Source organism: Plantactinospora sp. A48 (assembly GCF_055793945.1).
The window spans coordinates 138,469-159,622 of record NZ_JBTIXF010000005.1 but is presented as its reverse complement, the minus strand read 5'-3'; the positions used below and the strand labels follow the sequence as shown (position 1 = coordinate 159,622).

The 21,154-nt window shown below is 72.7% G+C and carries 18 protein-coding genes; 9 read left to right on the top strand and 9 right to left on the bottom strand.

Features of this window, described 5'->3' with window-relative positions:
- Positions 1 to 159: 159 nt before the first annotated feature.
- The 4 genes from ACXN5W_RS05025 to ACXN5W_RS05010 are packed head-to-tail and all read left to right on the top strand — an operon-like array spanning position 160 to position 4,013.
- Entirely contained in the window at positions 160 to 1,311 is a 1,152-nt protein-coding gene (locus tag ACXN5W_RS05025) for a cysteine desulfurase family protein (RefSeq protein WP_473156946.1), read from the top strand.
- A 43-nt stretch (positions 1,312 to 1,354) separates the two neighbouring features.
- A complete protein-coding gene (locus ACXN5W_RS05020) occupies positions 1,355 to 3,136 on the top strand; it encodes an MFS transporter (protein WP_473156945.1) in 1,782 nt (593 codons plus the stop codon).
- Between the two features lie 17 nt (positions 3,137 to 3,153).
- Positions 3,154 to 3,729 carry a TetR family transcriptional regulator gene (locus ACXN5W_RS05015; RefSeq protein WP_473156944.1) on the top strand — a complete coding sequence of 192 codons (576 nt, stop codon included), beginning with the start codon at positions 3,154 to 3,156 and terminating at the stop codon, positions 3,727 to 3,729.
- Between the two features lie 38 nt (positions 3,730 to 3,767).
- Positions 3,768 to 4,013: a sulfurtransferase TusA family protein gene (locus ACXN5W_RS05010; protein WP_473156967.1), complete on the top strand. Its 246-nt coding sequence runs from the start codon at positions 3,768 to 3,770 to the stop codon at positions 4,011 to 4,013.
- Positions 4,014 to 4,184: 171 nt separating this feature from the next.
- On the opposite strand, the gene ACXN5W_RS05005 is transcribed toward ACXN5W_RS05010, so the two are convergent.
- From ACXN5W_RS05005 to ACXN5W_RS04995, 3 genes are all read right to left on the bottom strand, one after another.
- Positions 4,185 to 5,162: a carbohydrate kinase family protein gene (locus ACXN5W_RS05005; RefSeq protein WP_473156943.1), complete on the bottom strand. Its 978-nt coding sequence runs from the start codon at positions 5,160 to 5,162 to the stop codon at positions 4,185 to 4,187.
- A gap of 280 nt (positions 5,163 to 5,442) precedes the next feature.
- Positions 5,443 to 5,811, bottom strand: coding sequence for an iron-sulfur cluster insertion protein ErpA (gene erpA / locus ACXN5W_RS05000; protein ID WP_473156942.1), 369 nt, complete (start codon positions 5,809 to 5,811; stop codon positions 5,443 to 5,445).
- 248 nt (positions 5,812 to 6,059) lie between these two features.
- Positions 6,060 to 7,211 (bottom strand): glycerate kinase family protein, encoded by a 1,152-nt coding sequence (locus tag ACXN5W_RS04995; protein ID WP_473156941.1) that lies wholly within the window; start codon positions 7,209 to 7,211, stop codon positions 6,060 to 6,062.
- A 68-nt stretch (positions 7,212 to 7,279) separates the two neighbouring features.
- On the opposite strand from ACXN5W_RS04995, the gene nadA reads away from it, so the two are divergent.
- The 3 genes from nadA (at position 7,280) to ACXN5W_RS04980 (ending at position 10,726) form a co-directional block, all read left to right on the top strand.
- On the top strand, positions 7,280 to 8,491 hold the full coding sequence (gene nadA / locus ACXN5W_RS04990; protein ID WP_473156940.1) for a quinolinate synthase NadA: 1,212 nt from the start codon (positions 7,280 to 7,282) through the stop codon (positions 8,489 to 8,491).
- A 205-nt stretch (positions 8,492 to 8,696) separates the two neighbouring features.
- Positions 8,697 to 10,052 (top strand): UDP-N-acetylglucosamine 1-carboxyvinyltransferase, encoded by a 1,356-nt coding sequence (gene murA, locus ACXN5W_RS04985; RefSeq protein ID WP_473156939.1) that lies wholly within the window; start codon positions 8,697 to 8,699, stop codon positions 10,050 to 10,052.
- A gap of 80 nt (positions 10,053 to 10,132) precedes the next feature.
- Positions 10,133 to 10,726 carry a DUF3043 domain-containing protein gene (locus tag ACXN5W_RS04980; protein WP_473156938.1) on the top strand — a complete coding sequence of 198 codons (594 nt, stop codon included), beginning with the start codon at positions 10,133 to 10,135 and terminating at the stop codon, positions 10,724 to 10,726.
- Between the two features lie 14 nt (positions 10,727 to 10,740).
- Here ACXN5W_RS04980 and ACXN5W_RS04975 read toward each other — a convergent pair whose 3' ends face one another.
- The 4 genes from ACXN5W_RS04975 to ACXN5W_RS04960 form a co-directional block, all read right to left on the bottom strand.
- Entirely contained in the window at positions 10,741 to 11,742 is a 1,002-nt protein-coding gene (locus tag ACXN5W_RS04975) for an ABC transporter ATP-binding protein (protein ID WP_473156937.1), read from the bottom strand.
- A 22-nt stretch (positions 11,743 to 11,764) separates the two neighbouring features.
- Positions 11,765 to 12,619, bottom strand: coding sequence for an ABC transporter permease (locus ACXN5W_RS04970; RefSeq protein ID WP_473156936.1), 855 nt, complete (start codon positions 12,617 to 12,619; stop codon positions 11,765 to 11,767).
- Positions 12,612 to 13,346: an ABC transporter permease gene (locus tag ACXN5W_RS04965; RefSeq protein ID WP_473156935.1), complete on the bottom strand. Its 735-nt coding sequence runs from the start codon at positions 13,344 to 13,346 to the stop codon at positions 12,612 to 12,614. Before ACXN5W_RS04965 ends, ACXN5W_RS04970 begins: the two co-directional genes overlap by 8 nt.
- A gap of 3,014 nt (positions 13,347 to 16,360) precedes the next feature.
- A complete protein-coding gene (locus ACXN5W_RS04960; RefSeq protein ID WP_473156934.1) occupies positions 16,361 to 16,792 on the bottom strand; it encodes a hypothetical protein in 432 nt (143 codons plus the stop codon).
- Positions 16,793 to 16,870: 78 nt separating this feature from the next.
- Here ACXN5W_RS04960 and ACXN5W_RS04955 point away from each other — a divergent pair, with 78 nt between their 5' ends.
- Positions 16,871 to 18,754 carry a WG repeat-containing protein gene (locus tag ACXN5W_RS04955; protein ID WP_473156933.1) on the top strand — a complete coding sequence of 628 codons (1,884 nt, stop codon included), beginning with the start codon at positions 16,871 to 16,873 and terminating at the stop codon, positions 18,752 to 18,754.
- A 114-nt stretch (positions 18,755 to 18,868) separates the two neighbouring features.
- Positions 18,869 to 19,867, top strand: a complete 999-nt coding sequence (locus ACXN5W_RS04950; protein WP_473156932.1) for an aldo/keto reductase family protein — start codon at positions 18,869 to 18,871, stop codon at positions 19,865 to 19,867.
- Between the two features lie 170 nt (positions 19,868 to 20,037).
- Here the strand turns inward: ACXN5W_RS04950 and ACXN5W_RS04945 are convergent, their stop codons facing one another.
- Together ACXN5W_RS04945 and ACXN5W_RS04940 are read right to left on the bottom strand one after the other, a co-directional pair.
- Positions 20,038 to 20,835 (bottom strand): site-2 protease family protein, encoded by a 798-nt coding sequence (locus ACXN5W_RS04945; protein WP_473156931.1) that lies wholly within the window; start codon positions 20,833 to 20,835, stop codon positions 20,038 to 20,040.
- Positions 20,836 to 20,911: 76 nt separating this feature from the next.
- On the bottom strand, positions 20,912 to 21,112 hold the full coding sequence (locus ACXN5W_RS04940) for a hypothetical protein (protein WP_473156930.1): 201 nt from the start codon (positions 21,110 to 21,112) through the stop codon (positions 20,912 to 20,914).
- Positions 21,113 to 21,154 lie beyond the last annotated feature (42 nt).

The window sequence follows — 21,154 nt, the reverse complement described above, 5'->3', positions numbered from 1 at the left end:
CACAGGATGACCGGCCCGGGGGTGGGATGTCCGGCCTACGCCCGATCTTGTCCTCCCGGGGTGGGGATACCGTTTCCGGATGCGTCTGGGACGGGTTTCACCGGTGTCGGTAGGGCGGAGACGGGGCCCGGGTGACGGCCGCGGGGACGAGGGTCGGGCATGACGGTTCCACAGGTGTATCTGGACGCCGCCAGCGCCGTACCGCTGCATCCGGTGGCCCGGCAGGCGCTGCTCGCGGCCCTCGCGGACGGCTGGGCCGACCCGAACCGGCTGTACGCGGCCGGCCGCCGCGCCGCCCAACTGCTCGACGCCGCCCGCGCCGCCGTGGCGGAGGTGCTGGGGGTACGTCCGGACGAGCTGTCGTTCACCTCCGGTGGCACCACCGCGGGGCACGCCGCGGTGCTGGGCGGACTGGCCGGCCGGCGGCGGGCCGGGGCGACCCTGGTACACAGCGCGATCGAGCACTCGGCCGTGTTGCAGGCGGCGCAGCGGCATGTCGCGGCGGGTGGCGCGGCGGTGTCCGTCCCGGTCGACCGGCTGGGCCGGCTGGACCTCGCGGCCTGGTCGGCGGCGGTGACTCGACCGGGGGTTGCGCTGGCCGCGCTGATCGGGGCCAGCCACGAGGTGGGCACGGTGCAGCCGGTGGTCGAGGCCGCCGAGGCGAGCGCGGCGGCGGGGGTCCCGTTGTACGTGGACGCCGCCCAGCTGATCGGCCGAGTGCCGGTCCCGGCGGGATGGTCGGTGCTGACCGGCAGCGCGCACAAGTGGGGCGGCCCGGCCGGGGTGGGGCTGCTGGTGGTGCGCAAGGGGACCCGGTGGGAGTCGCCGTACCCGGCCGACGAGCGGGAGTTCGGTCGTACCCCCGGGGTGCCGGATCTGCCGGCGGTGGTGGCGGCCGCCGCGGCCCTGCGCGCGGTGGCGGCCGAGGCCGCGGACCAGGCGGCCCGGTTGTCCGCGTTGGTGGACCGGATCCGGGCGGTCGTCCCGGCGTCCGTGCCGGACGTGGAGGTGGTGGGCGACCCGGTACGCCGGTTGCCGCACCTGGTGACCTTCTCCTGTCTGTACGTCGACGGTGAGGCCCTGCTGCACGCGCTGGACCGGCGCGGCTTCGCGGTCTCCTCGGGCTCGTCCTGCACCTCCTCGACGCTGCGACCGTCGCACGTGCTGGAGGCGATGGGGGTGCTGTCCCACGGCAACGTGCGGGTCTCGCTGCATCCGGGCACCACGGCGGACGAGGTGGAGCGGTTCCTGCTGGAGCTGCCCGGGATCGTCACCGACCTGCGGGCCGAGGCGGGGGTGACGGATCTCTGAGCGATTATTGACAGTAACTATCAACTTGGCATCTACTCTCATTATGAGAGTAGATGCCAAGAGAAATGCCGCCGTCGTCTCCTCCGACTCCCGCCGATGGTGGGGCCTCGCGGCCCTCGCCCTGAGCGGCCTGGTGATCGGGCTGGACATCACGGTGCTCAACGTGGCGCTGCCCACCCTGGCCACCGGGCTGCGAGCGAGCACCGGCGACCTCCAGTGGATCGCCAACTCGTACAACCTGGCCCTGGCCGCGGTGCTGCTGCCCGCCGGCATGCTGGGCGACCGGTTCGGCCGCCGACGACTGCTGCTCGGCGCGCTCGCCCTCTTCGGCACGGCCTCGGTGGCCTGCGCGTACGCCTCCTCGGTCGGCTCGCTGATCGCCGCCCGGAGCCTGCTCGGGATCGCCGCGGCCGCCGTGCTCCCGCTGTGCATGGCGATGCTGCCGGTCCTGTTCCGACCCGCCGAGCGGACCCGGGCCATCGCCGTCTGGGTGACCGCCAACGGGATCGGGATCCCCCTCGGGCCGGTCCTCGGGGGCTGGTTGCTGGACCACTACTGGTGGGGATCGGTCTTCCTGATCAACGTGCCCGTGATCGCCGCCGCGCTGCTGGCCGGGACGCTGCTGCTGCCCGAGTCCCGCAGCGACCGGCCGCTGCGGATCGACGCCGTCGGCATCCTGCTGTCCGGCGTCGGGCTTGTGGCGGCCACGTACGGGATCACCACCATGGGTGAACACGGACCGGGCGACGGTCCGGCGCTGACCGGCCTGGTCGCCGGAACGATCCTGCTCGTCGCCTTCGCGGGCTGGGAGCGCCGGATCCACCGGGCGGGCCGGCCGCCGCTGGTCGACCCCAGGCTGCTGCGCTCCCCCGTCTTCGCCTGGGCGGTCGCCCTGGTCACCATCGTGATGTTCACGACGTTCGGTGCCCTGTTCACGCTGCCGCAGTACTTCCAGGCGGTACAGGACGCCGACGCGCTCGGCACCGGCCTGCGCCTGCTGCCGATCATCGGTGGTCTGGTCGTCGGCGCCCGCCTGGCCAGCACGCTGGTACCACGCACCGGACCACGGGTCCCGGCCGCCGCCGGCTTCCTGGCGCTGGCCGCCGGGATGCTGGCCGGCACCACCACCGACATCACGACCGGGTACGCCGTGGTCGCCGGGTGGCTCACCGTCGCCGGTCTCGGCATGGGGCTGGTGGTCTCCGCCGGCATGGACACCGCGATCGGCACCCTCCCGCCGGACCGCGCCGGCGCCGGATCGGCCCTGATCCAGGCGCTGCGCCAGGTCGGCGGAAGCATCGGGGTGGCCGTACTGGGCAGTGTGCTCAACGCCGGCTACCGGGACCACCTCGACCTGCCGGGCGTACCCGGCCAGGCTCGGGAGACGCTGCGGGAGAGCGCGTCGGCCGGTGTCGCCGTGGCCCGGCAACTCGGCGACCCGACCATCCTCGCGGCGGTCCGGTCCGCCTTCGTCGACGGCATGACCGGCACCCTGTGGGTCTGCGCCGGGCTCGGCGTCCTCGGTGCCGTCCTGGCGTCGCTGTTCCTGCCGGGCCGGTCGGTCGGATCGGCCCCGGATGCCGGGGTCGGTGGACCAGCGCCAGCTACCGGGGTCGGTGGACCAGCGCCAGCTGCCGGGGTCGGTGGACCGGGTCCGGCTGCCGGGGTCGGCGGACCGGCTCCCGAACCCGGGGTCGGCGGACCGGGTCCGGACGCCAAGGTCGGCCGGTCGGTGGATGGCACCGCCGGTCAGGTGGTCCCGGCGGTGCGGGTTGGCTCGACTAACGGGGAGACGGGACAATCGGCGGACAGGGTCGACGAGTAGAGGAGGCTGGACGCCAGGTGCCGGGGCTACGGGAACGGAACAAGGCCAGGACCCGCGCGGAGATCCGCCGGCAGGCGTTCCGGCTGTTCAGCGAGCAGGGGTACGCGGCCACCACGGTGGACCAGATCGCCGCCGCCGCGGATGTGTCGCCGAGCACCTTCTTCCGATATTTCCCCACCAAGGAGGACGTGGTCCTCCACGACGACCTCGATCCGCTGGTGATCGCGGCGTTCCGGGCCCAGCCGCCCGACCTGACCCCCGTGCAGGCCACCCGCGCCGCCTTCCAGGCCGCGCTGAGCGGACTGCTCAGTGACCAACTGGCCGAGGAGGCGGAACGGCAGCGACTGATCCAGTCGGTGCCCGAACTGCGGGCCCGCAGCGTCGACGCCCTGGTGCAGGCGGTGTATCTGCTGGCGGGCCTGGTCGCCGAGCGGATCGGCCGGCCCGCCGACGATCTGCCGCTGCTGGCGTTCGCCGGCGCGGTGACCGGGCTCGGTCTGGCTACCATGTTCGACCCCGAGCGGAGCCTGGAGGAGCGGTTCCAGCGGATGGACGAGGCGCTCGGCATGCTCGAGGCGGGCCTGCCGCTGTGACCGGCGACCGGGCGGACGCCGCTGCCGGCGACGAGGATCTGACTGCCGGCGTCGGGAGCGGTACGGAGACGCTGGACTGTCTCGGGCAGCGCTGCCCGCTGCCGGTGATCGCGGTAGCCCGGCGCATCCCGCACGTACCGGTCGGCACGGTGTTGCGGGTGTTGGCCGACGACCCGGCGGCGGCGATCGACATCCCGGCCTGGTGCCGGATGCGCGGACAGGACTTTCTCGGCGCGGTGCGCACCGGCGCCGGCCCCGGATACGAGGTCCGGCGCCGGCACTGAGCCGGGCGATCCGAGAGATCGTGGATTTCTGCTGCCCCGTCCGGGGCAGCAGAAATCCACGATGTCGGCGTGCGGAGCGTGCCGACCGCGGTGTCGATGTCGGCGTGCGGAGCGTGCCGACCGCGGTGTCGATGTCGGCGTGCCGACCGCGGTGTCGATGTCAGCGGATGGTCACTGGCCCAGGTGGTTCCGGACGTCGTCACCGGCCGCGTCGCCGTACGACTCGGTCATCCGCTTGACGAACACGTCCCGGCGGACCTCGTACTCCTGCCCGCCGAAGGATTCCAGCACCATGGTCGCGAGCAGGCAGCCGACCTGCGCCGAACGCTCCAGGTCAAGCCCCCAGGACAGCCCGGCGAGAAAACCGGACCGGAACCCGTCGCCGACGCCCGTCGGGTCGAGCGCCTGGATCTCCCGGGCGATGGGTACCCGGATCGGGGCGATGTCCCGACCGGCGATCTCCACACCGTCCTTGCCCAGCGTGGTCACCCGGATCTTGACCCGTTCCAGGAGTTGGGCGTCGGTGAGCCCGGCCTTGCTCTGCAACAGCGACTTCTCGTAGTCGTTGGTCATCAGGTAGTCGGCGCCGTCGATCAGGCCGACCACGTCCGAGCCGTCCATCCGGGCGAGCTGCTGGGACGGGTCGGCGGCGAAGGCGTACCCGCGCTCGCGGCACTCCTGCGAGTGCCGCAGCATCGCCTCGGGGTCGTTGGCGCTGATCATCACGAGGTCGAGCCCGTCGAGCCGGGCGGCCACCGGCGCCAACTCGATGTTGCGGGCCTCGCTCATGGCGCCCGCGTAGAACGAGGCGATCTGACACATGTCGGTGTCGGTGGTGCAGACGAAGCGGGCCGTGTGCGCGATCTCGCTCACATGCACCGAGTCGCAGTCCACGCCGTGCCGCTCCAGCCAGGACCGGTAGTCGGCGAAGTCCGCGCCCACCGCGCCCAACAGCACGGGCCGCAGACCGAGCTGAGCCAGACCGAAGCAGATGTTGGCGGCGACACCACCGCGCCGCAGCACCAGGTCGTCCACGAGGAAGGACAGCGACACCTTGTGCAGCTGGTCCGCGATGAGCTGGTCGGCGAACCGGCCGGGGAAGTTCATCAGGTGATCGGTCGCGATCGAGCCGGAAACGGCGATCTTCATGTAGGGCCCTCGGAGTCGGCTACGGGGGAGCGCGCGAAACGCCGGGTCAGCCTACCGGCTCGGTGATCCCCCCGGCCCCGATCGGCGAGCTGACCGACACGGTGCCGTGATTCACGCGAACGGGGCCACCACCGGCGGTAACCGGCGATGGCCCCGTATCGGGCGTTATCTCAACCAAGGAACGTTCCCCGACGGCGATCTTTCTTCACGACCCCGGGCGTTCACGGGCCGCGACAGCTTCGCGACCGCTACCGTTCCCGGCTGTCAGGGTTTTCTCGACTCAGTGGAACGAGTCACCGCAGGCGCAGGAGTTCTGCGCGTTCGGGTTGTCGATGGTGAAGCCCTGGGCGTCGATGCGGTCCGCGAAGTCGATCGTGGCACCCGTGAGGTACGGCGCGCTCATCCGGTCGACCACGACCTCGACGCCGCCGAAGCCGCTGACGACATCGCCGTCAAGCGACCGCTCGTCGAAGAACAGCTGGTAACGCAGTCCGGAGCAGCCACCCGGCTGCACCGCGACCCGCAGCCGCAGGTCGTCGCGGCCTTCCTGCTCGATCAGGGCCTTGACCTTCTGCGCCGCGACGTCGGTCAGGACGACGGTGGTCGGGGCCTGAGCCTCGGTCGACTCGGTCTGCGCTGGCGTGGTCACGTGGAACTCTCCCCTGCGACGGTTTGGACATCCGTACTGGCCAACGCTATCCGTCCGGCCGGCCATTCCCAATGCGTACGGAACCCATTGTAGGCCGGTGCGGCGCTCGTCACCCTGGTGACGGCGGGCACCCGACGAGCGGACGGACGGTGGCAGGCCGGCGCGGGGCCGTTAACGGGGCCGTTGACGGGGCCGTTAAGAAGGGGCCCTTCCTCCGAAAGCGATAACAAGGTGCCCTTCCTTACAGCTCAGCGGCTCCACTGGGTGGCTAGGCGGGCGGCCAGGGCGCGCAGCCCGTCGGCCGGCTCGGCCAGGGCCCGGTCCAGCCCGCCGTGCTCCTCGCCGCCGTAGTGGTCCACCAGGCTGTGCGACTCGGTCACCCCGGCGGCGGCGGCCTCGCGGCGGCCGGCACTGACCTGACCGGCCAGCACCACGCACGGCAGCCCGCGGTCCCGGGCCGCCCCGGCGACCCCGGCGACGACCTTGCCCCGCAGCGACTGGTGGTCGAACGAGCCCTCGCCGGTGATCACCAGATCGGCCCCGTCGAGCGCGGTGTCCAGGTCGAGCGCCCGGGTGACCAGGTCGATCCCGGACTCGCACCGGCCGCCGAGGGCCAGGATCGCGGCGCCGAGCCCGCCGGCGGCACCGGCGCCGGGCAGGGCGGCCAGTCCGGCGGGACAGGTCGGCAGGTTCTCCTCCAGCACGGTGCCGAAGCGCTCCAGGGCCGCGTCCAGCAGCAGGACGTCGGCCCGGGTGGCGCCCTTCTGCGGCCCGTAGACGTTGGAGGCGCCGTGCAGGCCGGTCAGCGGGTTGTCGACGTCGGTGGCCGCGACGAGGTCCACCTCGCGCAGCCGGGGGGTGCCGGTCAGCCCCGCCACGGCCGTGAGCGCGGCTCCGCCGTACGGCAGCGGCGCGCCGGTCCCGTCCACCGGCACCGCGCCGAGCGCCGTGAGCATGCCGGCTCCGGCGTCGTTGGTGGCCGAGCCGCCCAACCCGATCACCAGGCGGCGCGCTCCGCTCTCCACCGCCGTGGCGATCAACACACCGAGCCCGTACGAGGTGGTCGCCTTCGGGTCGCGCTCCGCCTCGGTGAGCAGGTGCAGGCCACATGCCTGGGCGCTCTCCAGATAGGCGGTCGGCGGCGTGCCGTCTCGGGCGTCGACCAGCAGGACCTCGCCGGGCACCGGCCGGCCCAGCGGGTCCCTGGTCGGTACCGGCACCCGCCGGCCGGGCAGCGCCGTGGCCAGCACCTCGACGAAGCCGGGCCCGCCGTCGGCCAGCGGACGGACCACCAACCGGTCGTCCGGGGCGGCCGCCCGCCAGCCGGCCACGATGGCGGCGGCCACCTCGGGCGCCGGGAGCGTGCCGGCGAACTTGTCCGGACAGATCAGTACCCGCATGGGCGGATAGTGTGGCAGCCCACATCCGTCGCCGCGGCGGCCCACCCGGGTTGTGGGACCATGGTTTCGTGACGTCGACCTGGGTTGAGCCCGACAACACCCCCCTCGCCCTGCTGCTGCTCGGTCGGGGCAGCGACCCCGCCACCGAGCGCGGCGTGGAGTGTCCGGGCGAGCTTCCCCCGCCGAGTGACCCGGACCTGGTGGCTCGGGCCACGGCGGCGAAGGCCGCGCTCGGTGACCGGGTTTTCGTGCTCGGTCACCACTACCAGCGCGACGAGGTCATCCAGTTCGCCGACGTGACCGGTGACTCGTTCAAGCTGGCCCGCGAGGCCGCCGCCCGGCCGGGCGCGGAATACATCGTGTTCTGCGGTGTGCACTTCATGGCCGAGAGCGCCGACATCCTGACCGGCGACAGCCAGCGGGTGGTCCTGCCCGATCTGGCCGCCGGCTGCTCGATGGCCGACATGGCCGCCCTGTCCCAGGTCGAGACGGCCTGGGAGGTGCTCGCCGACGCCGGGGTGGCCGACTCGACCGTCCCGATCACGTACATGAACTCCTCGGCCGACATCAAGGGCTTCGTGGGTCGCAACGACGGCGTGGTCTGCACCTCGTCGAACGCCCGCCGGGCCCTGGACTGGGCCTTCGAACGCGGCCAGCGGGTGCTGTTCCTGCCCGACCAGCACCTCGGCCGCAACACGGCCGTGCTGGAGCTGGGCCTGGACGCCGACGACTGCGTGCTGTACGACCCGCACAAGCCGGGTGGTGGGCTGACCGCCACCCAGCTGCGCGAGGCCAGGATGATCCTGTGGCGGGGGCACTGCTCGGTACACGGCCGGTTCACGCTGGACAGCGTCAACGAGGTCCGGCAGCGGGTGCCCGGGGTGAACGTGCTGGTGCATCCCGAGTGCCGGTACGAGGTGGTCACCGCGGCCGACCAGGTCGGCTCCACCGAGTACATCATCAAGACCATCGAGGCCGCGCCCGCCGGCTCGGCCTGGGCGGTGGGCACCGAGCTGAACCTGGTACGCCGGCTCGCGAAGGCGCATCCGGACAAGGAGATCATGTTCCTGGACCGGGCGGTCTGCTACTGCTCGACCATGAACCGGATCGACCTGCCGCACCTGGTCTGGGCGTTGGAGGAGTTGGTCGCCGGGCGGGTGGTGAACCAGATCACCGTCGACCCGGAGACCGCCCGGTACGCGCGGGCCGCGCTCGACCAGATGCTGGCGCTGCCCGGCACGGACAAGCCGGTCAGCAGCGCCCGTAATGACTGGGTGTGACCGAGGTGGGACGCTGAGCGGGTAAGTCATCCGATTGATCGCTGAAAGACCGGTCTGACCGAGTCATTATGGTCACCGAGGGCTATGCTCCCTCCGGCGACATCGAAGCCGGCTTCCCACGCCGGCAAGCGTCCGAACTCGACGGGGCCGGATCGGAAAGCCCCACACCCCCCAAACTGCAGCACCCGACCCGCTGGAGGTTGCGTTGACCGACGACGTACTGGTCGTGCACGGAGGTACCCCGCTGGAGGGGACGATCCGGGTCCGCGGCGCCAAGAATCTGGTTTCCAAGGCGATGGTCGCCGCCCTGCTCGGCGACCAGCCGAGCCGGTTGTACGACGTACCGCGGATCCGTGACGTCGAGGTGGTCCGGGGCCTGCTCGACCTGCACGGCGTCCGGGTGACCGACGGTGCGGAGGACGGCGAGCTGGTCCTCGACCCGGCGAACGTGGAGAGCGCGCCGACCGACGAGATCAACGTGCATGCCGGGTCCAGCCGGATCCCGATCCTGTTCTGCGGACCGCTGCTGCACCGGCTCGGCCACGCCTTCATCCCCGACCTGGGCGGCTGCCACATCGGGCCGCGCCCGATCGACTTCCACATGCAGGCGCTGCGCGAGTTCGGCGCCGTGGTGGACAAGCGGCCCGAGGGCCTGCACCTGACCGCGCCGTCCGGGCTGCACGGGACGAAGTTCGCGCTGCCCTACCCGAGCGTCGGCGCCACCGAGCAGGTGCTGCTCACCGCGGTGCTCGCGGAGGGCGTCACCGAGCTGCGGAACGCGGCCGTCGAGCCGGAGATCATCGACCTGATCTGCCTGCTCCAGAAGATGGGCGCGATCATCAAGGTGCACACCGACCGGGTCATCGAGATCCAGGGTGTGCCGCGGTTGGGCGGGTACGTCCACCGGCCCATCCCGGACCGCATCGAGGCGGCCAGCTGGGCCGCGGCGGCGCTGGCCACCCGGGGTCACGTCGAGGTGCTCGGCGCCCAGCAGGCCGACATGATGACCTTCCTGAACGTCTTCCGCTCGATCGGCGGCTCCTACGAGGTGACCGACACCCGGCCGCCGCGCAACGGTCACCCCGGGCAGGAGGGCGGGATCCGGTTCTGGCACCCGGGCACCGAGCTGAGCGCGACGGCGCTGGAGACGGACGTCCACCCGGGCTTCATGACCGACTGGCAGCAGCCGCTGGTGGTGGCGCTGACCCAGGCCCGCGGCCTGTCGATCGTGCACGAGACCGTCTACGAGCAGCGCCTCGGCTACACCGACGCGCTGAACAAGATGGGCGCCAACATCCAGGTCTACCGGGACTGCCTGGGCGGGACGCCGTGCCGGTTCGGCCGGCGCAACTTCAAGCACTCCGCCGTGATCGCCGGGCCGAGCAAGCTGCACGCGGCCGACCTGGTCATCCCGGACCTGCGGGCCGGGTTCAGCCACCTGATCGCGGCGCTGGCGGCCGAGGGCACCTCCCGGGTGTACGGCGTCGACCTGATCAACCGGGGCTACGAGGACTTCGAGGCGAAGCTCGCCAACCTCGGCGCCCACGTCGAACGCCCGTAACGGCACGTACCACCGCCCGGACCGCGTCCGGCCGCACCGCGGTGTGCGGTCGGCGCGGCGGGTTGGCTACCCTTTCTGACGTGCCCGCGCTGTTCCGTCGCAAGCCCGCCGACCTCGTCGAAGAATCCGCCGACGAGGTCGAAGCCGCCACGCCCGCCGCCGCCCGCCGGGGATACACCCCGGCCAAGGGACGGGAGACGCCCAAGCGACCCGGGACCAATCCCCGGCGCCCGGCGACGACCGGTCCGCTCAGCAAGGAGGAGGCTCGGGCCAGGCGCCGCGAGGCCCGGGCCGAGGCGACCGCCGAGTTCCGCAAGGTCGGCGGGCCGCGCGACCGGGGCCCGGAGCGGGCGTTGGTGCGGGACGTGGTCGACTCCCGGCGCACCGTGGGCACCTGGTTCTTCGGTGGTGCCCTGGTCGTTCTGCTCGGCTCCGGGCCGAGCATGCCGCGCGCCGTCCAGTTGGCCTCGAACCTGATCTGGGTGCTGCTGGCGCTCGGTGTCGTGATCGACTCACTGCTGATCTCCCGGAAGATCCGGAAGCTGATCCGCGAGCGGTTCCCGAAGAGCCAGGAACGGTTGGGCTCGCTCTACTTCTACGCGATCATGCGGTCGATCGCGTTCCGCCGGATGCGCACCCCGACCCCCCGGGTCCAGGTCGGCGACCCGATCTGAACCCGACGTGCTGATCATTGGGCGGCGGGCGCCGCACCGGTGACCGGGACGTGCTCCGGAGCGCGGTAGAGCCTCGTCACCACGTCCTCGATGTCCGGCTCCACGATCGAGATGTCCCGCAGCGCCGACAGTCCGGCCAGCTGGCGTACCAGCTCGCCGGCGGTCAGTTCCTCCAGCGCGAAGACCAGACGCCGACCGTCGGCCTCGACCCGGCGTAGCGGCGCGCCGGGCACCACCGGCAGCTCGGCCACGGGTTCCGCCAGGTCGACCACCACCGTCCGGTGCGAGCCGTAGCGGGCGTGCAGCCGCTCGATCGACCCGTCGTGCACCACCCGACCATGGTCGATCACCACGAGCCGCCGGCACAGCCGCTCGATGTCGGCCAGGTCGTGGGTGGTCAGCACCAACGTGGTGTCACCGGCCCGACCCAGCTCGGCGAGGAACTCCCGGACCGCCTGCTTGCTCACCACGTCGAGCCCGATGGTGGGCTCGTCCAGGAACAGCACCTCGGGGCCGTGCAGCAGCGCGGCGGTGAGTTCCCCGCGCATCCGCTGCCCCAGCGAGAGCTGCCGGACCGGCGTGTCGAGGAAGGCGTCCAGGTCGAGCAGTTCGTGGCAGCGCCGCAGCCGGGCGGCGTGCTCGGCCGGTGGCACCCGGTAGACGTGCCGGAGCAGGTCGAACGAGTCCCGCAGGGGCAGGTCCCACCACAGCTGGGAGCGTTGCCCGAACACCACGCCGATCCGCAACGCCAGCCGGGTGCGCTGGGCGACCGGCACCAGCCCGCAGACCCGCACGTCACCGGCCGACGGGGTGAGCACCCCGGTGAGCATCTTCAGCGTGGTGGACTTGCCGGCGCCGTTCGGCCCGATGTAGCCGATCATCTCCCCGCGTTCGATGGTCAGGTCGACCCCGTCGACGGCGCTCACCGTGCGCTTCTCCCGCCGGAACCGGCCGGCCCGGACCCGGATGTCGAAGTCCTTCCGCAGCGCGCGTGTCCTGATCACGATCTCGCTCATGTCCACCCCTCGCCGCGCTCGGTCATGACCCCGTACTCCGGTAGTGCCTGATCCCGGTCCGCCAGGCGGCGGCCGCGGCGACCACCGCCAGCATCGCGACGCCCGGCGCGGCCCAGCCGGTCCAGCCCGGCAGGCCCAGCGGGTCGGTCCGGCCGAGCAGCGCCAGCGCCGGGTAGTAGGCCACGAAGGCGAACCCCAGACCGTACGCGAAGATCGCCCGGAACCAGCCGCCGTAGACGGTGATCGGATAGCTGGTGAAGTCCCGGCCGCCGTAGGTGAAGGCGTTGCCGATCTCGCCCGAGTCGATCCACCAGAACGCCACCGAGGCGGAAGCCACGAAGATCGAACCGAAGAAACAGGTCCCGGCCAACGGCGCGACGATCGCCAGCAGCACCCGCCCCGGCGTCCAGTCGAGGTCGGCCGTGCCCAGCGCGATCAGCAACACGGCGGTGCCGAAGATGACCCGGGACAGCTTGCGCATCGGCAGATCCATCAGCAGCAGCTGCGGCAACGCCCGCAGCGGCCGGACCAGCACCGCGTCCATCAGACCGGACCGGACGTACCCGCGGACCCGCTCGACGTTGCCGACCGTGAAATCGGCGGCGGCGAACGAGCAGGACGAGAGCCCGACCATGACCATGCCCTCGCGCAGGGTGAACCCACCCACGTTCCGGGTGACGCTGAACAGCACCAGCACGGTGGCCACGTCGAAGACGGTGGCGCCCACGTTGCCGACCAGGTCGATCACGAACGACGTCCGGTAGGCGGCCTGCGACCGGGCCTGCGCGCGCAGCAGCGCCAGGTAACCTCGCGCGGTGCCACCGGTGACCGTCCGCTCAGCCGCCCGGCTGCCGTCGGTGCTCGTCCGCTCAGCCACCCTGCACCACCAGCCGGCGCTCCGCCCGGCGCTGCACGACCCGGCAGGCCAGCAGGATCAGGCCCGCCCAGCACACCTGGACGCCGACCAGGCCGAGCTGGATCGGTGGTGGATCCCGCTCGACAAGCACGTCCAGCGGGGCCTGGAAGAGGCTGGGCAGCGGCGTCAGCGACCAGATCGCCACCACGACCGATCCCGGCAGGAACCGCAGCGGGAAGTAGAGCCCGGCGCCCACCCCGGACAGCAGCGTCCAGAGGATCATCGGGCCCCGCACGTCGTTCAGCCAGTATCCGGTGGCGTTGACCAGGTAGCGGCAGCCGAAGCAGATGACCACCGCCAGCGCCACGGAGAGCGCGAACAGCGGTGGGGTGGACCAGCGGTGTGGCAGGTACACGTCGAAGAAGACCGGGCCGATCAGCAGCGGCGGCAGGAAGCGGGCCAGCAGCGCGTAGCCCGCCCGGCCCAGGTCGGTGGCCAGGTAGTGCGACACCGGCGAGACCGGCCGGAGCAGGTCCGCGACCACATCCCCGGTCCGGATCCGTTCGGCCAGTTCGGTCCATCCCCACAGCAGGACGACGGCCAGCAGTCCCTGGCCCACCCAGACGAACGTGACGAGCTGGCTCCGGTCGTACCCGCCGACCCGGCCGGAGGCTGCCGAGCCGGCCACCGCCATGAGCAGGTAGCAGCGGAGGAATCCGAAGACGGTGTTGGTGAACGCCCCGGCCACCGCTGCCTGCCGATAGGTGGCGTAACGGCGGAAGCCGGCACGCGCGATGGCATGGAATGTCCGAAAGCGTGCACTAGGCTGGTCAGGGTCCGCGGGCCGAACGCTGGCGTTCACGAAGGCCACGCCGTTACCCTCCTTCCGCGACCAGGCTGTCGCAAACCGGGTGACTCTAACCCGGTACGGACCGCTGCCCAGCTTATTTTCCGACGAGGTGGAACCCCCGTGAGCGAGCGACGCGAGCCGGCGTACCGGCCGCGCCACACGCCCCACGCCGGGTGGACGCACGGTCACGGCGGGGCACGGCCGTCCGCCGGCACCGGCCGCGGCGAGGTGGCAGCGTGACGGACAGGTACGACCGGTGGGGTGACGCGGCGGAGCCGACCTGGATGGTCGAACCGACCTCCGAGTGGCGCGCCGAGTTCCCGGGCCAGCGCTACCCCGGCGACATCGGGCCGCATTCGCCGGGTGGACCGTCCCGGAACCGTCCGACCGCGACCGGCCGGGCGGGAGTACGACGATCCGGGCCCCGGCCGGCCGACGAGGAGCCGGAGGAGCGCACCGGGGCCAGGTTCATCGACTCCGGCCGCCCCGCCGCGAGGTTCATCGACGCCGACGGGCCGGGTCAGCGGTCCGGCCAGACCGAGCGGTCCGGGCCTCGGTTCGGCGCCGACGGCCGGTACCGGTGGCAGGCCGACCGGCCCGGTGCCCGGCACGCCGGCCGGGATGCCGCGCCGGTCGACGACCAGGGAAACCCGTGGGACGGCGAACGGCCGAGCCCGTGGCGGGCCGGCCGGGACAGCGGGTGGAGCGAGACCGGCCCGGCCGCCTGGGCCGGCGTCGACGAGGACTACGACGAGCCGGAGTACGGCCCGGTCGATCCCCTCTACCAGGCGGAAGCCGAACACTATCCGGAGCCCACCGTGCCGTGGCGGGCCGAACGCCGCCCCGCCGGTCGCGATCCACGTGAGGATCGCACCAGCTACCCGGGGTCGCCCGCCCCGGGTGGCGGCCGGCCCGCAGCCCGGGACGGCTGGACCCCCACCGACCGTCCCGACCGGTGGACCCCCGCCGACCGTCCCGACGGCTGGGTCCCCGCCGCCCGTGCGGACGACCGCTCGGCTGCGCCGGTCAGTGGCGGCTCCCGATTCGGTCCTCGCCCCGAGCCGCCGTACGACGACGTCGACCCGTCCCGGGAGCGGCGCCGGACCCGGGGACCGGTCCCGCCGGAGCACCCGCCCGTCTCGCCGGCCCGGCCCGGTCACCGCCGGGACATCGAGCCGGACGACCCGTCCGGCGGACGCGGACAGTTCCGCGACGCGGATCCGTACGACACTCCGGTCCGGCCGGCCGCCGGGCACGCCCAGCGACAGGACTTCCGGCCCGCCCCCAACCGGCCTGGGCAGCCCCGACACGACCGCCCGGAACCGGTCGACGCGGATGGTGCCCGCCTGTACGGCCGGCCGCGACCCGACCCGCACCGACCCGACCCGCACCGACCCGACCCGCACCGATCCGGTGGCCCGAGCGAGTCGACGCCACGCTCCGCACCCCCGTACCGGCCCGGTGAAGAAGCCGCCCGCGGAACCGCACCACGATCGGCACCTCCGTACCGGCCGGCCGACCCGGCACCGCCGCGGCACAGCCGTCCCGCCGAACGGCCGCCGCTGCGTCTGGTACCCGACGAGCCCGAGTCGCCGCAGCCGACCGCCGCCGACGATCGACCACTGCGGGCCGTACCGCCCGTCGAGGCGGCGCCGCCGGTCAAGCCGGCGCCATCCGTACCATCTGTCCGACCCGTGCCGCCACGCGCGACACCGGCCGCCGACCAACCCTCGGTCCGGCCGGTGCGGCCGGCCGAGCCGGCCCCGGTGACGCCGCTGCCGCTGCCGGTGCCGCCACCGGACGGGGTGGTTCCGCCGCCCACGGTGGTCTCGGCCACCCCACCCCCGCCGCCGACGCCGGTTCCCACCACCCCGTTGGCGACGCCCACGGCGGTGCCGCTCACCCCGCTGGCCCCGCCACGGCCCGTAGCGGCGACTCCCCTGGCGGCGCCCCCGGCGACTCCCGCGGATCCGGAGACGCCGCCGGCTCCGAAGCCGCAGGTGCCCAAGCCGGCCCCGACGCCCACACCCAAGCCAGCCCCGGCACCCGCACCAACTCCGACGCCCCAACCAGCCACGCCGGCCCCGGCGTCCGAGCCGACACCGACACCGGCACCGGCACCCGAGTCAATCCCGACACCCGCCCCGGACCCGGCACACCAGGCGGACGCGGCGGCTCCGAGCCCCGGACCGGCCCCTGCGCCTGTGCCTGCGCCTGCGCCTGCGCCTGCGCCTGCGCCTGCGCCGATCGTGCCCGTGCCGACCCCCGAACCGGCGCCCACGCCGGTCACGCCCGCGCCGACCCTCAAGCCCGCACCCACGCCGGTCACGCCCCCGCTGGTACGGCCCGCGCCGGAACCGCCGCGACCCGGGTCCTCCCCCTCGCCCGCGTCGGTGCCGTCCCCACCCGCCCGGCTGGAGCCACCCACGCCTGCCCGGCCGGGGCCGCCTCCGCCCGCCCGGCCGGGGCCGCTGGCCCACCCACGGCCCGCACCGGAAACATCCGCCACCCCGCCGGTACGCCCACCCGCGCCCGCGGTCGAACAGCCAGCCGCCGAACGCCCCACGCCGGTGCCTCCCGCCACGCCGGAGCCGCCCACCCGGTTCACCCCGAAGCCGTTCACACCACCGCCCGCCACACCACCGCCGTCCACACCGCCGAACGTTGACGAACCATCGGTGAATCGGCACGTGGACCCGGCGCCGGTGGACGACTGGTTCCAGCCGGCGGCCCGGACCGCGTCCTACGCCCCACCTGTGCCGGACGCCGAGGTGTCCAACGGTCCCTCGACTCCCTCGGATCCCTTTGCTCCCTCGGCTCCCTCTGCCGAACCGGTGGTATCCCGCGAACCGGTGGAATCGGCTCCGATCGTCACCGGTCCTCGGCCGGGCGGCCCAGCCGACCCGCATGGGTCACCGGACGGCATGCCCGCTGAGCCGGACGACCTGCGCGCGGAACCAGACGACCTGCGTCTGGAGCCGGGCGCAACCGCCTTGACTTCGCCGCCGGCCGTCGCCGAGTCCCCTGCCGGTCCGTCGGCCGGTACCGCACCGGACCACGCCGACCCGTCCGCTGGCGACGAACCGGCTGGAACCGATCAACCCGACGTCGCCGGTGCAGCGGCCGGCGCTGATCACTCGCACAGTGGCGACGAAGCCGCCGGCACCGGTCGACCGGATGTTGCCGGCGGACGGGCTGGAACCGGCCAACCGGACAACGACAGTGGGCCGGCCAGGCTTGATCGCCCGGGTCGCGGCGACACATCGGCCAACGGTGGCCAGCCGGTCCCGGCAGCCCGACTGGACCGGCCGGAACCGGCAGGCCGTACCGAAGCACGGCGGCACCCGGTCATCCCGGCCTCGTCCGCCGCAGCGCTGCGGCTGGACTTCCGATCCAGCTCCCGACCCGCCGCCGCGAAGCCGGTGGCGTCCGCTGGCGCGGCACCGCCCGGCCCGGCCCAGGACCAGGCGCTGGACCGGGACCACAACCCGGCGCAGACACAGGCCCAGAACCCGGCCCCGGCACGGGAGCAGGCCCAGAGCCGAGACCAGGGCCAAGGCCAGGGCCAGGGCCAGGGCCGGAACCAAGCCCAGGGCCAGGGCCAGGGCCAGGGCCAGGGGGAGGTTGCTCCGGACGACACCGGGTCGGCGCCCGTCCCGGCCATGGCGGTCCGCCACCCGGCGGATGACGCGGCGCCGATCCTCGACGGGGGCGACCCCGCGCCGGCCGCCCAGGACGGTCCGGTAACCATCGCCGGGGCGGCCGACCCGACGACGGTGGTCGAGGCGGAGGACGACCCGGCGGCCCTCACCGATGAGGCCGCCCCCGCGCCGACCGCCGAGGAAGCCGGCCCGGCATCCGCTACCCAGGAACCCAGCGCGGCATCCACCGCCCAGGAATCCAGCGCGGCATCCACTGCCGAGGAGCCCAGCGCGGCATCCACCGCCGAGGAAGTCGACCCGACATCGACGGCCGAGGAGGTCGACGCGGTTGCGGCTCCGCCCGAGGATCCGGAACAACTGCTCGCCTCGCACCGTTGGCGGTTCCACCCCGAGACGTTGCGGGAACTGGTCGACGATCCGGACGAGTTACGCCGGATCCGCGACGGTCTCACCGAGAAGCTGAGCAGCGCCGCCGACAACCGCCGCCGGGCCCGGTTGCTGAGCCTGCGGGCCGTGGTCTCCCGCATCCTCGGGGACCTCGACGCGGCCACGGACGATGGCCGGCTGGCGGTGACCCACGCCGAGGCCACCGGCGAGCTGCGCCGGATCGCCATCGCCCAGGCCCGGCTCGCGCACGTACTGCAGTGGCGGGGTGACTTCGTGGAAGCCGACCGGCTGTTCGCCGAGGCGAACTCGCCGGAGCTGCCCGACCGGCTCCGGGCCACCATGCACGAGCACGCCGGGCGTTCGTGCTACGACCAGGGCCGCTACATGGAGGCGTGCAACCACTTCGAGCGTGCGCTGGACCTGCGCCGGGCGGACGATCCGAACCTCATCGCCCGTACCGAGGTGGCGCTCGACGCCGTCTTCACGAAGATGGCCCAGAACGGGCTGGGACCGTACCCGCGTACCCCGGACGAGATCCGCCAGATCCACCGCCCGCCGATGCCGGTGCTCGACGAGGAGCGGGGCCGATGGGGTTATGACACCCCCGAGGGGACCCGGACCATCCCGGCCGAGTTCAGCGAGGCCCGGCCGTTCCACGACGGACTTGCCTGGGTACGCCGGCCGGGAAACCGGACCTGGGACCTGATCGACGAATCCGGTACCCGAATCGAGGCCGCCGCGGGTTACCGGGCCGTGGGCTCGTTCGCGGAGGGTCTGGCCTGGGTCTCCCGGGAGGGCACCGGCGGATGGATCGCGATCGACCGGAACGGTGCGGTCGTGATCGGCGTCGGCTTCGAGGACGTACGACCGTTCCGGCGCGGCCTGGCGGCGGTCCGGCGCGGCGCCTGGGGCGCGATCGACCACACCGGTCAGGTGGTGCTGCCGCTGCGGTACGGCGCGTTCGTCACGGCGCTGGCGGACGGCCGGTACGTGGACGGCTTCACCGACGAGGGCCTCGCGGTGGTCGACCTGGACGGCCGGCGCGGGGTGGTCGACCGGACCGGGGCCGTCGTCGTCCCGCCGAGGTACTCCGGGCTGGTCATCCACCCGGTGGCGTTCCTCTTCGCCGCCGGTGTCGGCCGGTGGGGCGCGCTGGACCGCCGGGGTGACCTGCTGATCGAGCCGGTCCATCCGAGCCGGGCCGAGGTGACCGAGGAGATCGAACGGCTGCTGGCGGACACCGAGCCGGTGCTCTGATAAGACGTTAGGAAGGGCCCCTTCCTATACAAAAAGCGATAACAAGGGGCCCTTCCTTACATCACGGGCCGGGCCAACGGGCCGATTTGCCTGGTCAACGATATGGTCGGTGTCATGGAGTTCCGACACCTTGGCCGCTCCGGCCTCATGGTCAGTGAGATTTCGTACGGCAACTGGATCACCCATGGCTCACAGGTGGAGGAGGACGCCGCCCTGGCCTGTGTCCAGGCCGCACTGGACGCCGGCATCACCACCTTCGACACCGCGGACGTGTACGCGGGCACCCGGGCCGAGTCGGTGCTCGGGCGGGCGTTGAAGGGCGAACGCCGGGAAGGGCTGGAGATCTTCACGAAGGTCTTCTGGCCGACCGGACCGGGCCGCAACGACCGTGGCCTGTCCCGCAAGCACATCATGGAGTCGATCGACGGCTCGCTGCGCCGGTTGCAGACCGACTACGTGGATCTCTACCAGGCCCACCGGTTCGACTACTCCACGCCGCTGGAGGAGACGATGGAGGCGTTCGCCGACGTCGTACGCTCCGGAAAGGCGCTCTACATCGGCGTCTCCGAGTGGAACGCCGCGCAGATCCGCGCCGGCTTCGAACTGGCCCGCAGCCTCAACATCCAGCTCGTGTCGAACCAGCCGCAGTACTCGATGCTCTGGCGCGTCATCGAGGCCGAGGTCGTGCCGACCAGCGAGGAGTTGGGCGTCGGCCAGATCGTCTGGTCGCCCATCGCGCAGGGCGTGCTGACCGGGAAGTACCTGCCGGGGCAGGCCCCGCCGGCCGGCTCGCGGGCCACCGACGAGAAGTCCGGCGCCACCTTCATCTCCCGGCTGATGAGCGACGAGGTGTTGACCGCCGTGCAACGACTCAAGCCGCTCGCCGAGCAGGCGGGGCTGAGCATGGCCCAGTTCGCCATCGCCTGGGTGCTGCAGAACCCGAACGTCTCCTCGGCGATCATCGGCGCGTCGCGTCCCGAGCAGGTCGGCGAGAACGTCAAGGCCGCCGGGGTCAGGCTGGACGCCGGCCTGATCAAGGCCGTCGACGAGGTGTTGAACCCGATCGTCCAGCGGGATCCGTCGCTGACCGAGAGCCCGGCCGAGCGACCGTGACCGACGGCCCCGGCCCCACCCCGGCAAGAGTGACCGGTCCTACCGGTCTGCGCCGACCGTGACCGACCCGGCCGTTCTCCGCGACAGCGACCAGCGGATGTGCCGGCGAGCGTGACCCACCCGGCCGTTCCCCGAGCCGTTCGACGGCCGGGGAACGGCCGGTCCGGGCATCAGGCCGACCAGAACCGCATCAACCGCAGGCCGACCGCGGCGAAGTCGGTCGGCAGGCCGATCAGATCGGCCAGGGCGTCCACGCCGGAGAAGAACCAACCGCCGATCCGGGGGTTCCACAGCAGCGCGATGAGCAGCAGGAACCCGTACGGGGCGAACAGGTCGTACATCCGCCGCCACTGCGCGGACAGCCACGGTTCGATGATGTTGCCGCCGTCCAGACCCGGCACCGGCAGCAGGTTGAGCAGGCTGGCGGTCAGTTGCAGGAAGCCCAGCGCCGCGAGCCCGAACCAGAATTCGGTGTGCTGATACGGATCGATCCCGACCACGAACGGCACCGCCACGACCAGCGCGAAGAGCACGTTCGTGGCCGGACCTGCGAAGCTGACCAGGGTGTGCCGCAACCGGCCGGGGATCGCGTGCCGGTCCACCCAGACCGCCCCACCGGGTAGACCGATGCCGCCGAGCAGCACCGCCAGCACCGGAAAGACGATCGACAGCAGCGGGTGACTGTACTTCAGCGGGTTCAGCGTCAGGTAGCCCCGGTGCGCCACCGTACGGTCACCGGCCCGGAACGCCACCACGGCGTGCGCGTACTCGTGCAGGCACAGCGACACCAGCCAACCGGACACCACGAACAGGAAGACGCTGAGCCGGACGTGACCCGCCCCGGTCCAGGCCAGCACGCCGCTGGTGACGAAGAGGGCGACCAGGGCCAGGAAGATCGGACTTGGCCGGAACGCCGCCCGGGGTACGCCGAGAACCAGCCGGTCATCCCCGGTCCGGTCGAAGTTCATGGCGCTCACCGTGCCGCCAGCCCGGTTCGTGACTGCGAGGCTCGCAAAACCGGCTCACTCCTCGCGCTCACCGCACTCACTGTGACCCTGGCTGGAGGCTCATCCGGTACTCCACCCGCTCGTCCTCGATCAGGGTGACCGAACTGACCCCTGCGGCCGCGAGCTCACGCCAGGTCTGGCCGATCCACGACTCGGCGTCGGCCTGGCTGCCGAACGTCTCGCCCGGCCCGCTGACCGGCTCGCCGTCCGTGCCCTCGTACCGCCAGCTCCACGGCATTGTCGCGTCTCCCCTCGCCGATGTCCCGCCGACAACCTCCGC

Excerpts from the sequence above, each read along its gene's own strand:
- ACXN5W_RS05025 (WP_473156946.1), top strand. The coding sequence starts at position 160 with ATGACGGTTCCACAGGTGTATCTGGACGCCGCCAGCGCCGTACCGCTG.
- ACXN5W_RS05020 (WP_473156945.1), top strand. The coding sequence starts at position 1,355 with ATGAGAGTAGATGCCAAGAGAAATGCCGCCGTCGTCTCCTCCGACTCC.
- ACXN5W_RS05005 (WP_473156943.1), bottom strand. The coding sequence starts at position 5,162 with ATGAAGATCGCCGTTTCCGGCTCGATCGCGACCGATCACCTGATGAAC.
- ACXN5W_RS04995 (WP_473156941.1), bottom strand. The coding sequence starts at position 7,211 with ATGCGGGTACTGATCTGTCCGGACAAGTTCGCCGGCACGCTCCCGGCG.
- ACXN5W_RS04975 (WP_473156937.1), bottom strand. The coding sequence starts at position 11,742 with ATGAGCGAGATCGTGATCAGGACACGCGCGCTGCGGAAGGACTTCGAC.
- ACXN5W_RS04950 (WP_473156932.1), top strand. The coding sequence starts at position 18,869 with ATGGAGTTCCGACACCTTGGCCGCTCCGGCCTCATGGTCAGTGAGATT.
- ACXN5W_RS04945 (WP_473156931.1), bottom strand. The coding sequence starts at position 20,835 with ATGAACTTCGACCGGACCGGGGATGACCGGCTGGTTCTCGGCGTACCC.
- ACXN5W_RS04940 (WP_473156930.1), bottom strand. The coding sequence starts at position 21,112 with ATGCCGTGGAGCTGGCGGTACGAGGGCACGGACGGCGAGCCGGTCAGC.